This is a genomic window from Arthrobacter sp. TJ-263 (genome assembly GCF_058269155.1).
The window spans coordinates 136644-150378 of record NZ_JBZCNE010000002.1 but is presented as its reverse complement, the minus strand read 5'-3'; the positions used below and the strand labels follow the sequence as shown (position 1 = coordinate 150378).

Here is a 13735-nt window from a genome sequence, read left to right as displayed (position 1 = left end):
CCTAAACTGGGGACATGGCCGGACTCATCAAGCGCGAAGACATCGATGAGGTACGCCAGCGCACGGACATCAAGGAGGTCGTCGAGGCCTACGTCACCCTGAAGTCCGCGGGCATCGGCTCGTGGAAGGGCCTGTGTCCGTTCCACGACGAGCGGTCGCCGTCCTTCCACGTGCGGCCGCAGATGGGCTCCTACCACTGCTTCGGCTGCGGCGAGGGCGGGGACGTCATCAGCTTCGTGCAGAAGCTGGACCACACCTCCTTCAGCGAGACCGTCGAGAAGCTCGCCGCGCGCATCGGCTTCGAGCTGCACTACGAGGACGGCGGCACCGGGCCGCGCCGCGAGGACGTCGGCCGGCGGCAGCGGCTCCTGGACGCGCACAAGATCGCCGCGGAGTTCTTCCGCGACCAGCTCCTCACCCCCGGCGCCGGCACCGCCCGCCAGTTCCTGCAGGACCGCGGCTTCGACCGCGAGGCGGCCGCGCACTTCGGCGTCGGCTACGCACCCCAGGGCTGGGACGGCCTGCTCACCCACCTCACGGGGCGTGGCTTCACGCTCGACGAGCTGAAGCTCACCGGGATGTTCAGCGCCTCCTCGAGCAACGCCGGGCGCTTCTACGACAGGTTCCGCGGGCGCCTGATCTGGCCCATCCGGGACATCACCGGGGACACCGTGGGCTTCGGTGCGCGCAAGCTGTTCGAGGACGACCAGGGTCCCAAGTACCTCAACACCCCGGAGACCTCGCTCTACAAGAAGTCCCAGGTGCTGTACGGCATCGACCTCGCCAAGCGGGAGATCGCGAAGAACCGGCAGCTCGTCGTCGTCGAGGGGTACACGGATGTCATGGCCTGCCACCTCGCGGGCGTGGGCACCGCCGTCGCCACGTGCGGCACGGCGTTCGGCACGGACCACATCAAGATCGCCCGCCGGCTCCTGTCCGACGACGGCACCGGCGGCGAGGTGATCTTCACGTTCGACGGTGACGCCGCGGGCCAGAAGGCCGCGCTCCGCGCGTTCGAGGAGGACCAGCGGTTCACCTCCCAGACCTATGTCGCCGTCGAGGCCTCCGGCGCGGACCCGTGCGAGCTGCGCCAGAGACGGGGCGACGACGCCGTACGGGAACTCATCGCCGACCGCCGTCCGCTGTTCGAGTTCGCCATCAAGGCCTCGTTCGGCAACTTCGACCTCTCCTCCGGTGAGGGGCAGGTCAAGGCGCTGCGCCATGCGGCGCCGATCGTCGCGCAGATCCGCGACGTGTCGCTGCGGTCCACCTACACGCGGGAGCTCTCCCGCTGGCTCGGGATGCAGTACGTGGGGGAGGACCAGGTGGCGCGGGCGGTGTCCGCGGCCGCGCGCCGGGAGAACTCGCCGTCGGCCGGCAGTCGTCAGCAGGGCCGGCAGGCGCACCAGGGAAGTCAGGGGAGCCAGGGGAGCCAGGCCCAGCCGGGGACCGCGGCGTCGGACAGCACCGGGGCGGCGCCCTCGGAGGAGCCGTTCTTCGAGCGGCCGGACCCCCGGGACCCGATCGCCCGCATGGAGCGGGAAGCCCTCGAGGTGGTCCTGCAGCAGCCCACGCTCCTCACGGCGCCCCAGTGGGAGAGCTTCTCGACGATGCACTTCACCGTCCCGGTGTACGAGGCCCTCCACAACGCCGTCCTCGCGGCTGGTGCGGCGGGCACCGAGCTGTCGCGGTGGGTGGAATCGGTGCGCGACGGCGTGCCGGACGTCCTGCGTCCCCTGGTGAGCGAACTGGCGGTCCGTCCGCTGCCGGCCAAGGACGCCGACGCGATGGTGAGCTACTGCCGGGACATCCTGAACCGGCTCACCGAACTGCGGATCACGCAGCAGAAGGCGGAGAAGCTCGGGCAGCTCCAGCGCATGGATCCCGCGACCGATCCGGCACTCTACAACCAGCTGCAGAGGGACCTGATGGAGCTCGAGATGCAGCGGCGGCAGCTGCGCCAGGAGTGACTCCGGGCCGATTTCACTTCGCTGCCCGGGGTATGTAAAGTAGAGACCGCGCTTTCCTCCGTAGCTCAATTGGCAGAGCATTCGACTGTTAATCGAAGGGTTACTGGTTCAAGTCCAGTCGGAGGAGCATTGGAAAGAGGGCCCGACCAGCGAAACGCCGGTCGGGCCCTCTTCATGTCGGACGAGGCAGCCGCCGGCCCACGCCTCCCGATCCACGCCGGCCACCACGACGGCCGGCGGTGACGCTAGCAGTCGAGGACGTACGCGGTGAACGTCGTGACGGTGGACGTTTCGGAGACCGTGCAGCCGGAATCGAGCAGGCGCACCAGATACGGGTCCTCGCCGAGCACACCGAGCGGGTCGACAGCATCAGGGTAGGAGTCCGCATAGGCGGTGAGGGTGAACACGAAGACCTGGCGATCCGCGACCTCGCCCACGTCCATCGCCGCTGCGGGGGTCGTCCTTCCCCAGAACGACGCGGTGTCGATGGGTCCGGCGTCGAGGGCGACATTCTCGACGCCCTCGAACTGGTCAGGGTAGGACGTCGGCAGGCCGGGTGCGCGTACGGCGGAGTAGATCGCTGCGGCGCCGGGCTCCTTGCGGTCGTCGACGAAGCGGGCGAGGGCCGCATAGTTGTCCGGCTTGGATCCCTCAAGTTTCTGGCCGGCAAGGACGGGCGTCGCCAGGAGGCAGAACGCCATCAGGGTCGCCAGAGCCGGGCGTCTCGGCAGGCTTGCCAGCGCTGCGCCCAGCAGGAGGCACACGCCGGGTGCCGTGAATGTCAGGTACCTCTCGAGGTACAGGGGCTTCCCGATCAGGGTGGCGCCCACGAGGAGGAGCGTCGGGGCGACGGTCCACGCCACAGTCACCGCCCATACCCGGAGATCGCGGTCGCGGGATGCCGAGCGGGTGTACCACGCCACCAGGCCGAGGGAGAGGGCCGCTACCGCCACGGCGAAGTACGCGGTCGGGGCCGAGAAGGCGTCGTAGGGTCGCTGGCCGAAGAAGTACTGGCCCACGAGCGCGCCCTTCAGAAGGGCTCCCGCTTCGTCGGGGATCCAGGCGACCTGCCCCACCTGCCGGGAGGAGATCCGGACGATGGGCAGGGACGCGAGGGCTGCCGCGCCGGTGGCCCAGAGGAACGGCCCCGGACGGGAGCGGCTGAGCGCCAGGACCGCCGCGGGTAGGGCGAGGAGGGCGGAGAACACGAACAGCCAGACAGCCATGGCGAGGAGCACCGCGTAGGTCGCCCACCTGGCTACGGACGGGCTCCTGGTGGCACTCTCGAGGGCGAGGATCACCAGGACAGCGGAGAGGGCCGTGAGCGCTGGGGATCTCAGCTCCGCGCCGGCCCAGATCAGGCCCGGCAGGAATGACGCGATCATCCCGGCGTAGATGCCTACTCGCGGGCCGGCAAGACGGTCGCCGAGGATCACGGTGAGGCTGACGGTGGCCCCGATCGCGGCGACGGACAGCATCCGGGCGGGGAATGGCGTGGTCCCCACGAGCGACAGGAAGGCGCCCTGGATGACGTAGTAGAAGCCGTGCACGGCGTCGACGTGTGCCAGCAGGGCGAGGATGTCGGGCAGGGGGCGCTGCGCCACGGAGAGGGTCGCGGCTTCGTCGCCCCAGTAGGACGCGCGTCCCGCGGTGACGGTCGCAAGGAACAGTTGCACGGCGCCGAGGAGGAGGGCGACGGCCAGGACGGGCTGGTTCCGGGGGACTGTCGGGCGCGTACGGGAGTCCAGCGTCGTCATCCCGGTCACGGTGCAAATGGTACCAGTGTGACCACTGTGACGGATCACCTCCGATGAGGGACGGAGCTGTCCGGGGAGGACAGGCTCCAGGAAGCTGTCAGAGGGCAGGCGTAGGCTTCGGCCATGAACAGTGAAGGCAGTGACGGCAAGCTCATCCTGGTCACCGGGGCCACGGGGTACATCGGCGGTCGGCTCGTGACGAAACTCGTCGCCGAGGGCCGCCGGGTCCGCGTCATCGTCCGGTCTCCGCAGAAGCTCAAGGACGTCCCCTGGGCCGGGTCCGTCGAGATCGTGGAGGGTGACCTGCAGGACCGCGAGGCCATGCGCAAGGTCACCCGGGGCGTCGATACGCTCTACTACCTCGTCCACTCCATGGGCTCCGGACGGGACTTCGACAGGCGCGAGGCGGACATCGCGGCCATCGTCTCCGAGGCCGCCGGCGACGCCGGAGTGCGCCGCATGGTGTACCTGGGTGGCCTCCACCCCGAAGGCGTCGAGCTGTCCACCCATATGCGGTCACGCACCCAGGTGGGTACGATCCTCCTCGGATCCGGCACACCGACCATCGCCTTCCAGGCCGGAGTGGTCATCGGGTCGGGGTCGGCGTCGTTCGAGATGATCCGGCACCTGTCCGACGTCCTCCCCGTCATGCCCGCGCCCAAGTGGGTCCTGAACCACATCGAGCCGATCGCGGTCCGCGACGTCATCCACTACCTCCTCGGAGCACTGGACCTCCCCGAGGGCCTGAACCGGACGTTCGACCTCGGGTCCCGCGAAGTGCTGACCTATGCCGAGATGATGAACCAGTATGCCGAAGCCGCCGGGCTGCCGCGCCGCAAAATCCTGGCGCTGCCGGTCCTGACGCCGCGCCTGGCCGGGCACTGGGTCAACCTCGTCACTCCCATCCCGCGGGCGATGGCCATGCCGCTCATCGAATCACTGCAGCATGACGCCGTCACCTCCGAACACGACATCGACCAGTACATCGCGGTGCCCGAGGGCGGGCTCACGGGCTACCGCCGCGCGGTGGACCTGGCGCTCGGCAAGATGCGCGGGGGAGAGGTGGAGACGAGCTGGGCCGGGGCGACACAGGTGGACTCCGAAGCCGATCCGCTGCCGTCGGACCCGCAGTGGGCCGGCCACACGGTCTTCACCGACGTCCAGACCTACAGCTCGAGCGCCTCTCCGGACAAGCTGTGGAGCGTCGTCGAGGGGATCGGCGGCGAGAACGGCTGGTACTCCTGGCCCGTGGGCTGGGCGGCCCGCGGCTGGATGGACAAGATCGCCGGTGGCGTGGGCCTCCGGCGTGGACGGCGGGACGCCAAGGAACTGCTCACGGGCGAGGCCCTGGACTTCTGGCGGGTCGAGGAGATCGTGCGCGGCGAGCGTCTGCGGCTCCGTGCGGAGATGAAGGTACCCGGCCGGGCGTGGCTCGAGTTCAGGGTCGAACCGGACGGCTCCGGCAGTTCCTTCTACCAGCGGGCGGTGTTCTTCCCGCAGGGGCTCTCCGGGCGCCTGTACTGGCTGGCGGTGCTGCCCTTCCACGGCTTCATCTTCAAGTCCATGGCTCGCAACATCGCCACGACGGCGGAGGCCCTCCCCTCGGACACCGGGCCGGGGTCGAAGGCCTCGGCGGCCTGAGCCCGGAGGCCCTGCGGTGGCGCGACACGGCGCTACTGCAGGGCGGGGACGGTCCTGGGCCGGACGACCGTCCAGAGGAAGACCACGCCCAGGGCGATGCACGCAGCCATGACGAGCGCCATGGGGGTGGCCGATTCGATGCCTTCGCCCAGCAGGCCGACGAGCGGCGAGATCAGGCCCGCCGTCCCGAAGGTCACCGCGCCCAGGAGGGACGCCGCGGTGCCGGCCTGCGCCCCGTTGTTGATGAGCGCCAGCACCTGCACGCACGGGAAGACGAAGCCCGTCGCCATGATGTAGAACCACAGCGGGACGGCCGTCCCCCAGAAGCCGAGACCCAGCTGGTCGAAGGCGATGATGAGCATCGCCATGGTGAGCTGGACGATCGTCGCCGCCGCGATGACCCACTGCGGACCCACGCGCCGGAGCACCCGCGCACTGATCTGCACGCCCGCGACGATGCCGAGCGAGTTGACGGCGAACAGCAGCCCGTACTGCTGCTCGTTCAGTCCGTACGGTCCCTGGAACAGGAAGGGCGACGCCGAGAGGTAGGAGAAGAGCCCGGAGAAGTTCATGCCGCCGACCAGCAGGATGCCGATGAAGATGCGGTCGCTGAGGACCGTGCGGTACCGCTGGGCGACGGTGAGACCGGACTGGCGGCGGTTCTCCCGGGGGAGGGTCTCGACGATGAACAGCGAGACCGCGGTGATCACCAGCACGCCGTAGCCGGCGAGGAACCAGAAGATGCCCGGCCAGGGGAAGAGCAGCAGCAGCTGGGACCCGATCACCGGGGCGAAGATGGGTGCCATCCCGTTGACGAGCGCCATGTAGGACAGCATGCGCACGAGGGTGTAGCCGCCGAAGAGGTCGCGCACCATGGCCATCGCGACCACGCCGCCGCCCGCGGCGCCGATGCCCTGGAGCACGCGGAACAGCATGAGCATGTTGATGTCCTCGGAGGACGCTGCGCCGATGGAGGCCCCGACGTGCAGCGTGGTCGCGAAGATGAGGGGCAGGCGCCGCCCGATCTTGTCGCTGAGCGGCCCCACGAGGAGCTGCCCGCCGGCGAACCCGATGATCGTTCCCGTCAGCGTCAGCTGGATGGCCGCTTCGGAGACACCCAGGTCCGACCGCAGGGCCGGGAAGGCGGGCAGGTACAGGTCGATCGTGAACGGTCCGAGGGCGGTCAGGGTGCCGAGGATGAAGACGTAGATGATCTTCTCGCGGCGGGAGAGGGCGTCGCCGGGATGGGTGATGGTGCTCACGGTGGTGCTCAAGATGCTGCCTAACGGGAACGGTGGTGCGGCCAGGGTGCGGATCGGGTGGAGCAGGGGATGCGTCGACTGCGGCGGCGGCCCGGCGACGACGGCGGAGCGGCTCGCGACGTGCAGCAGGCCGTCCCGATCGGGACGAAGTGGTTGCTGCGGCGAATCAACGGTGTTCCTATCCTACGACCCCCGTCAAGCCTTTCCCCGTCCCTCCGGCGCTGGCCGAACGGCGGACGCGCTGCTAAGCAGGCTTCGGATTGACGTAGGGTGTTGAAGGGCCGAACGAGCAGGGAGAACCGAGCATGAGCGAGCACGACGTCGACACGGAGACCGCCGGACCACCGCGGCACCTCGCGCGGGTCATCGGCATCACGATGGCCGCCGCCGTCGGAGGCCTCCTCTTCGGTTTCGACACGGCCGTCATCAACGGTGCGGTCGATTCGATCCAGGCCGACTTCGAGCTGAGCGCGAGCGTCCTCGGGTTCACCGTCGCCATCACGCTGCTCGGCTGTGCCGCCGGTGCGTGGTTCGCCGGCGGGCTCGCCGACCGGTGGGGGCGCAAGAAGGTGATGGTCGCGGCAGCCTTCCTGTTCGCGATCAACTCCGCCGGATCCGCGTTCGCCTTCTCCGAGTGGGACCTCATGGCCTGGCGTCTCGTCGGGGGCCTGGCGATCGGTATCGCCTCCGTCATCGTGCCCGGGTACATCGCGGAGATCGCGCCGTCGAAGTGGCGCGGGGGACTCGCCTCGGTGCAGCAGCTCGCCATCACGATCGGCATCTTCGTCGCACTGCTCTCCGACGCCTCGTTCGCCAACGCCGCCGGCGGCGCCGCGAACGAGTTCTGGTGGGGGCTGTCCGCCTGGCGCTGGATGCTCCTCGTCGGCGTGCTCCCGGCCGTCGTCTACGGCGTCCTCGCGCTCATCATCCCCGAGTCGCCCCAGTTCCTCGTCCGGGCCGATCGGGACGAAGACGCCGCCCGCATCCTGTCGCGGGTGTCCGGCGTCCGGGACACCGAGGGCAAGATCCGCCAGATCCGCGAGAGCTTCGAACGCGATGACCGGGCCGGGTACCGCGACCTGCGCGGTCCCGCGCTGGGGTTGCAGCCCATCCTGTGGGTCGGTATGGCCATCGCGGCGCTCCAGCAGCTCGTCGGCATCAACGCGATCTTCTACTACTCCACGACGCTGTGGAAGTCCGTGGGCTTCAGCGAGAGCGATTCCTTCACGACGTCGGTGATCACCTCGATCATCAATGTCACCATGACGTTCGTCGCCATCTTCTTCGTCGACCGCATCGGTCGCCGGAAGCTGCTCCTCGCCGGTTCGATCGGCATGACGGTCGGGCTCCTTGCAGCGACCCTCGCCTTCCTCCAGGCGGAGGGGACCGGCGACGACGTGGCCCTGCCCGGGGTCTGGGGTCCGATAGCCCTCGTGGGCGCGAACCTCTTCGTCATCTTCTTCGCCGCGACCTGGGGCCCGGTCATGTGGGTCACGCTCGGCGAGATGTTCCCCAACCGCATCCGTTCGATCGCCCTCGGCGTCGCGACGATGGTCAACTGGGTCTTCAACTTCATCGTCACCCTCACCTTCCCGTGGGTCAGCGCGAACCTCGGCCTGTGGGTCATGTACGCGGCCTTCACGGTCTTCGCCGTGGTGTCCTTCGTCTTCGTCCGGACCAGGCTCCCCGAGTTCGCCGGCAGGGACCTCGAGGACAACGCCGAGCTCGCGCCGGCACGATGACGGGCACCGTGGGAGCAGGGCGGGCGGCAGTACCGCATCGCGGCATATCCCGCTCCCGACGGCACCGCCGCCCGCTGGCGGCTGACGTGCCCGGGCCCGATGGTAATTTTGGTTCAGCGAATGTCCAGCAAGACACCTACGAATGGAGGCAGGGCCTATGAACAGCTCGGCTAGTACGCGCGGCAAGCGGTCCACAGGCTCACTCTCGATCGTCGGACTGATCAGGCTGCTCGCCCGCCTGACGCCGCGGCAGGCCAGCGACGAGTTCTCGATCGCCGTCGCACAGCTGAAACAGAAGGGCACCAAGGCCGGGATCGCCGCCGCACTCCTCGTCGTCGCCCTGGTCTTCGTCCTGTTCTTCGCCGTGGCGCTCGTCGTCGCGGCCATCATGGGTCTCGCCGAGATCATGCCGGCATGGCTGGCCGCCCTGCTGGTCGCGCTGGTCTTCCTCGTCATCGGCGGCATCCTCGCGCTGATCGGGGTCTCCCGCCTCAAGAAGCAGCTCCCGCTGCTGCCCGAGGACGCGATCCGGGGCATCCGCTACGACCTCGGTGTGCTCAAGGAGGGCCGCAGCTTCGACCCGGCCACGCTGGACGTCAAGAAGCCCAAGGAGGAGAAGAAGCCCAAGGACGCCGACAAGGACACCCGGCCGAAGGAACCGACGCCCTCCTACGAGGAGCTGCGCGGCCGCACCGGGGAGCGCCGGACGCACATCGCCGACGCCCGCGATTCGCTCGGTGCGCGCGTGGACGTCAAGTCACGCCTCGACGGCGCCCGCCACCGCTCGCCCCAGGGCACGCCGACGGCCGGCAGCTCGACCGTCGGCGGCAGGACCGGGGCGGTCGCCGTCCGGCGCGACGTGCCCCTCAATACGAGCCTCGCCGACCGCTGGAAGCCGCTGAGTGTCCTCGCTGCGTCCGTCGCCGCGATGCTCGTCATGCTGCGCCGCCTCCTGAGCAAGTAGCAGGCAGCCCGACCGACAGACGGCCGGTCCCCGATCCCCGCGAGCGGGGGACTGGGACCGGCCGTCTGCCTGCATAATGGGACCGGGAGGCACGGGTGATGAGACTGATCGGGGCTGGAGGACGGCCGGGTGGCGAGGGCCCGGTGCTCACGACGGCCTGGACCCTGCCCAACCTCGTCACGATCGTCCGGTTCCTCGGGGTCCCGCTGTTCGTCTGGTTCATCACGCAGCAGCGCTACGGAGCCGCCGTGACCACCCTGGTGGTGATCGGTTCGACCGACTGGGTCGATGGATACCTCGCGCGGCGGCTCAACCAGGTGTCCGTCGTCGGGAAGTGGCTCGATCCGGTCGCCGACCGCACCGCCATGATCGTCGTCGCCGTGACCTTCGTCGTCGACGGTATCGCCCCCGCATGGCTCGTCTGGGCCATCGTCATCCCGGACCTCATCCTCATCGTCAACGCCCTCGTCCTCTTCCGCGGGCCGCTGCATCTCCCCGTCATCACGGTCGGGAAGATCCGGACCGCGCTGCTGCTGGTCGGGGCGCCGCTGCTCCTGCTGCACGAGGTCGAGGGCTTCGAGCAGGAGTGGATCTTCGTTCTCGCCCAGGCCATGCTCGCCGTGGGATGCGTCCTGCACCTCGTCGCCTTCGGGGCCTACTTCATCGCAGCACACCGCAAATACCGTCTGGAGCGGGCCGAGCAGCAGTCGTGCCCGCCCTAGCCATCGCGCTGGCGCTCCTCGGCGCGGTCTTCCTCGCGTTCGGAGCGCAGCGCCAGGGCAGTGCCGTGCGGGCGAACACGGGCGGCCTGAACCTGAGTTCCTCGGGCTTCACCCGCCTCCTCACCAACCCGCGCTGGCTGTTCGGGCTCTTCCTGCTCGTCACGGGGACGGCGCTGAACGTGATCGCCCTGTCGCTCGCCAGCCTCACCGTGGTGCAACCCATCGGGGCCATCGCGCTCGTGATCACCACGATCGTCAACTCCCGCGACCAGGGCATCCGCCTGAACCGTCCCACCGTCGCCGCGATCACCGCCTGCGTGACGGGGAGTGCCCTCTTCGTGATCCTCGCCGTGAACGTCACCCGCGAGAACCACGCGGTCGAACCCGCGCAGGAACTGTCGGTGGTGCTCCTGCTGGGGGCCGCAGTCCTGCTGTTCGGCTCCCTGGCCGTGGTGGGCCGGCACCGCCTCAACGCGTTCGCCTACATCCTCGGGGCGGGCGTCCTCTTCGGGTTCGTCGCCGTCCTGACCAAGATCGTCGCGGGCCACCTGCTGGACCCGAACGGGCGGTTCCTGCTCAACGTCCCGATCGCAACCCTGCTGGCCCTCGCCGCCGCCGTGGCGCTGGGGATCTGGTTCGTGCAGAGCGCCTACGCGACCGGCCCACCCGACCTCGTCATCGCGGGCCTCACCGTGATCGACCCGATCGTCGGCATCGCCGTGGGCATCACGATCCTCCAGGAACTCCAGCCCGATGTGCGGACGGTGACCGCGTTGGGCATGGGCGCAGCAGCCCTCGTTGCTATTGTTGGGGTCGTTGCCCTGGCCCGACACCACCCCGACGTCGTGAAGCGGCAGCGCTGATCCGAGCCATCGAAGTACTTGTCCAGCACACCGACGTAGGGATCCCTCCGTGAGTTACCCGGCTGATTTCAAGCCCCTGACCATCCTGATCGCCGCGGATACATACCCGCCCAACGTGAACGGCGCGGCTCAGTTCGGCTACCGGCTGGCGAAGGGGATGGCGGGGCGAGGCCACGCGGTGCACGTCCTCGCTCCGCGCCCGTCCAACGGCCCGAGCGTCACCGAGCCGGACGGCGACTGGTCCGTCCACCGCCTCCGCTCGCACAGCGTCCCCACCCACGACTACTGGCGCATCTGCCTCCCCTGGGAGATCAAGCGGGACATCAGCCTGCTGTTCGACCGGGTCCGGCCCGACGTCGTCCACATCCAGTGCCACTACATGGTGGGGCAGTACGCGCTGTACGAAGCCGTGAAGCGGGGCATCCGGGTCGTGGCCACCAACCACTTCATGCCCGAGAACATCAACCCCTTCCTGCCCTTCCCCGAGTGGTTCAAGCGGATCGTGGCGAAGAACTCGTGGAGGGACATGGGCAAGGTGATGGGCAGGGCCGCCGCGGTCACCACCCCGACGCCGCTGGCCGCGAAGGCCATGCACGACCACGCCTTCCTGCGTGAGGTGCTGCCCGTCTCCAACGGCATCGATGCCGCGGCCTACGAGGTCCGGCCGGGCGAGGTCATCGAACCGAACGAGCACCCGACGGTCCTCTTCGTGGGCCGGCTCGCCGAGGAGAAGCACATCGACGTGCTGATCGACGCCGTCGCCCGGACCCCCGAGCACCTCGGGGTGCACCTCGAGATCGTGGGCGGCGGCGAGGTGAAGCCGGCGCTGCAGGCGCAGGCCGCCCGTCTCGGTATCAGTGACCGCGTGCGCTTCCGCGGCCTGATCGACGACGAGGAGCTGCGCCGGAGCTACATCCGGGCGTCGCTGTTCTGCCAGCCGGGTACCGCCGAACTGCAGTCGCTCGTCACCCTCGAGGCCATGTCCGCGTCCACGCCCGTGCTGCTCGCCAACGCCATGGCCCTGCCGCACCTGGTGTCCGACGGCGAGAACGGCTACCTGTTCGAGCCGGGCGACGCGGACCAGCTGGGCAAGCGCATCACGGAGATCCTCAGCCTCTCCCGGGAGGAGCAGCAGGCGATGGGCGCCGTGAGCCGGGCCATGGTGGGCAAGCACGACATCAACGCGACGCTGGAGACGTTCGAGGGCCTGTACTACGGGACCCTCTCCTCGCAGCCCCCCGCCCCCCGCGAAGCGGATCTCGCCGGCCGCATACAATGAAGGCTGCGTCCGGCGCCGGGGCGGTCGTCCCGGCGCCGGTGCACCAGGGGCCGTGCGCTCCCTGGGGGCTGTAGCTCAGCTGGTTAGAGCAGCGGACTCATAATCCGTTTGTCCTGGGTTCAAGCCCCAGCAGCCCTACGCACCCGGTCGGCGACGACCCACGAATGCGCCGCCCTCCCGGGGCGGCGCATTCGTCGTCCTCCGATCCGTCGCCCACCACCCCCGGTGCCACTGGCGCCATAAGTTACCGGCGGGTAACATAGAGCCGTGGGCTCATGCCCACAGGACTCAGAGGTCGAGGAACAGTGCTGGTCGCCGACGACCAGAGTGAGGGGCATCCCATGAGCAGGACGACGATCGACATCGACAACCTTCCGTACGCCGACGGCGACTTCCTCGCCTTCGAGGAGTTGCTGTCCGACAAGGAGCGCTCCAGGCTGCAGGAGATCCGAGGCTGGCTCACCCGCGAGGTCCGCCCGCATGCCGCCGACTGGTGGAACAAGGGTGTCTTCCCCCAGGACCTCATCCCGAAGATCGCCGAACTGGACCCGATGAGCCCGGTCTACCGCCAGGGCTACTCGAACCTCTTCGCGGGCATCACCCATGCCGAGATGACCCGTGCCGACACCTCGTTCGCCACCTTCATGGGCGTCCACGACGGACTCTTCACGGGGTCCATCGAGGCCCTCGCCTCGAAGGAGCAGCAGGAGGAGTGGCTGCCGGACATCTACGCGATGAAGAAGATCGGCGCCTTCGGCCTCACCGAACCGCTCGGCGGCTCCGACGTCGCCGGCGGGACCCGGACGACGGCGCGCCGCGACGGAGGGTCGTGGGTGCTCAACGGCGCCAAGCGCTGGATCGGCAACGCCACGTTCTCCGACTGGGTGGTCATCTACGCGCGGGACCTCGCGGACAACCAGGTCAAGGGCTTCCTGGTGGACACCACGCTCCCGGGCTTCTCCTCGTCCAAGATCGAGAACAAGATCGCCCTCCGCACCGTCGAGAACGCGGACATCGTCCTCGATGACGTGGTCGTGTCGGACGATTTCCACCTGAAGGGGGCCAACAGCTTCCGCGACACCAACAAGGTCCTCAAGGTCACGCGCCTCGCCGTCGGCTGGCAGGCCGTCGGCCAGCAGCTCGCGGCCTTCGACGTCGCCCGCCGGTATGCCGTGGAGCGCGAGCAGTTCGGACGGCCGATCGCCGGCTTCCAGCTCGTGCAGCAGCAGCTCGTGCAGATCCTGGGCAATGCCATGAGCTCCATGGGCATGATGGTGCGGCTGTCCCAGCTCGAGGACGCGGGCAAGGCGAAGGACGAGCAGTCGGCCCTCGCCAAGGCGTTCACCACGGCCCGCATGCGCGAGAGCGTCGCAGCGGGGCGCAACATCCTCGGGGGCAACGGGATCGTCGTGGACTACGAGATGGCGAAGATCTTCTCCGACGCCGAGGCGATCTACTCCTACGAGGGCACGCAGGAGATCAACACCCTCGTCGCCGGCCGGTCCATCACGGGCATCGCCGCGTTCGTCTAGCGC

The 13735-nt window shown here is 69.0% G+C and carries 10 protein-coding genes and 2 tRNA genes; 10 read left to right on the top strand and 2 right to left on the bottom strand.

Annotation, left to right across the window (positions count from 1 at the left end; genetic code table 11):
- The first annotated feature begins 14 nt into the window (after window positions 1–14).
- Both dnaG and AC4D2F_RS11355 read left to right on the top strand, forming a co-directional pair.
- Window positions 15–1970, top strand: coding sequence for a DNA primase (gene dnaG / locus AC4D2F_RS11360; RefSeq protein WP_490910660.1), 1956 nt, complete (start codon window positions 15–17; stop codon window positions 1968–1970).
- 54 nt (window positions 1971–2024) lie between these two features.
- Window positions 2025–2097, top strand: a tRNA-Asn gene (locus tag AC4D2F_RS11355).
- Between the two features lie 118 nt (window positions 2098–2215).
- Here AC4D2F_RS11355 and AC4D2F_RS11350 read toward each other — a convergent pair.
- On the bottom strand, window positions 2216–3736 hold the full coding sequence (locus AC4D2F_RS11350) for a glycosyltransferase family 39 protein (RefSeq protein WP_490910659.1): 1521 nt from the start codon (window positions 3734–3736) through the stop codon (window positions 2216–2218).
- Between the two features lie 114 nt (window positions 3737–3850).
- Here AC4D2F_RS11350 and AC4D2F_RS11345 point away from each other — a divergent pair, with 114 nt between their 5' ends.
- A complete protein-coding gene (locus AC4D2F_RS11345) occupies window positions 3851–5368 on the top strand; it encodes an SDR family oxidoreductase (RefSeq protein WP_490910658.1) in 1518 nt (505 codons plus the stop codon).
- A gap of 32 nt (window positions 5369–5400) precedes the next feature.
- On the opposite strand, the gene AC4D2F_RS11340 is transcribed toward AC4D2F_RS11345, so the two are convergent.
- Window positions 5401–6630 (bottom strand): multidrug effflux MFS transporter, encoded by a 1230-nt coding sequence (locus AC4D2F_RS11340; RefSeq protein ID WP_258070006.1) that lies wholly within the window; start codon window positions 6628–6630, stop codon window positions 5401–5403.
- 305 nt (window positions 6631–6935) lie between these two features.
- On the opposite strand from AC4D2F_RS11340, the gene AC4D2F_RS11335 reads away from it, so the two are divergent.
- The 7 genes from AC4D2F_RS11335 (at window position 6936) to AC4D2F_RS11305 (ending at window position 13732) form a co-directional block, all read left to right on the top strand.
- The gene (locus tag AC4D2F_RS11335) at window positions 6936–8372 is read left to right on the top strand and encodes a sugar porter family MFS transporter (RefSeq protein ID WP_490910657.1); all 1437 of its coding nucleotides are present in this window, start codon (window positions 6936–6938) and stop codon (window positions 8370–8372) included.
- Between the two features lie 157 nt (window positions 8373–8529).
- The gene (locus tag AC4D2F_RS11330; RefSeq protein ID WP_490910656.1) at window positions 8530–9336 is read left to right on the top strand and encodes a phage holin family protein; all 807 of its coding nucleotides are present in this window, start codon (window positions 8530–8532) and stop codon (window positions 9334–9336) included.
- 98 nt (window positions 9337–9434) lie between these two features.
- Entirely contained in the window at window positions 9435–10058 is a 624-nt protein-coding gene (locus tag AC4D2F_RS11325) for a CDP-alcohol phosphatidyltransferase family protein (protein WP_490911092.1), read from the top strand.
- Window positions 10046–10921, top strand: a complete 876-nt coding sequence (locus tag AC4D2F_RS11320; RefSeq protein ID WP_104168309.1) for a DMT family transporter — start codon at window positions 10046–10048, stop codon at window positions 10919–10921. Before AC4D2F_RS11325 ends, AC4D2F_RS11320 begins: the two co-directional genes overlap by 13 nt.
- Before the next feature lie 49 nt (window positions 10922–10970).
- Entirely contained in the window at window positions 10971–12200 is a 1230-nt protein-coding gene (locus AC4D2F_RS11315) for a glycosyltransferase (RefSeq protein WP_490910655.1), read from the top strand.
- Between the two features lie 64 nt (window positions 12201–12264).
- A tRNA-Ile gene (locus AC4D2F_RS11310) sits at window positions 12265–12338 on the top strand.
- 203 nt (window positions 12339–12541) lie between these two features.
- Window positions 12542–13732, top strand: coding sequence for an acyl-CoA dehydrogenase family protein (locus AC4D2F_RS11305; RefSeq protein WP_490910654.1), 1191 nt, complete (start codon window positions 12542–12544; stop codon window positions 13730–13732).
- Window positions 13733–13735: the final 3 nt, after the last annotated feature.

Excerpts from the sequence above, each read along its gene's own strand:
- AC4D2F_RS11330 (WP_490910656.1), top strand. The coding sequence starts at position 8,530 with ATGAACAGCTCGGCTAGTACGCGCGGCAAGCGGTCCACAGGCTCACTC.
- dnaG (WP_490910660.1), top strand. The coding sequence starts at position 15 with ATGGCCGGACTCATCAAGCGCGAAGACATCGATGAGGTACGCCAGCGC.
- AC4D2F_RS11345 (WP_490910658.1), top strand. The coding sequence starts at position 3,851 with ATGAACAGTGAAGGCAGTGACGGCAAGCTCATCCTGGTCACCGGGGCC.
- AC4D2F_RS11325 (WP_490911092.1), top strand. The coding sequence starts at position 9,435 with ATGAGACTGATCGGGGCTGGAGGACGGCCGGGTGGCGAGGGCCCGGTG.
- AC4D2F_RS11305 (WP_490910654.1), top strand. The coding sequence starts at position 12,542 with ATGAGCAGGACGACGATCGACATCGACAACCTTCCGTACGCCGACGGC.
- AC4D2F_RS11335 (WP_490910657.1), top strand. The coding sequence starts at position 6,936 with ATGAGCGAGCACGACGTCGACACGGAGACCGCCGGACCACCGCGGCAC.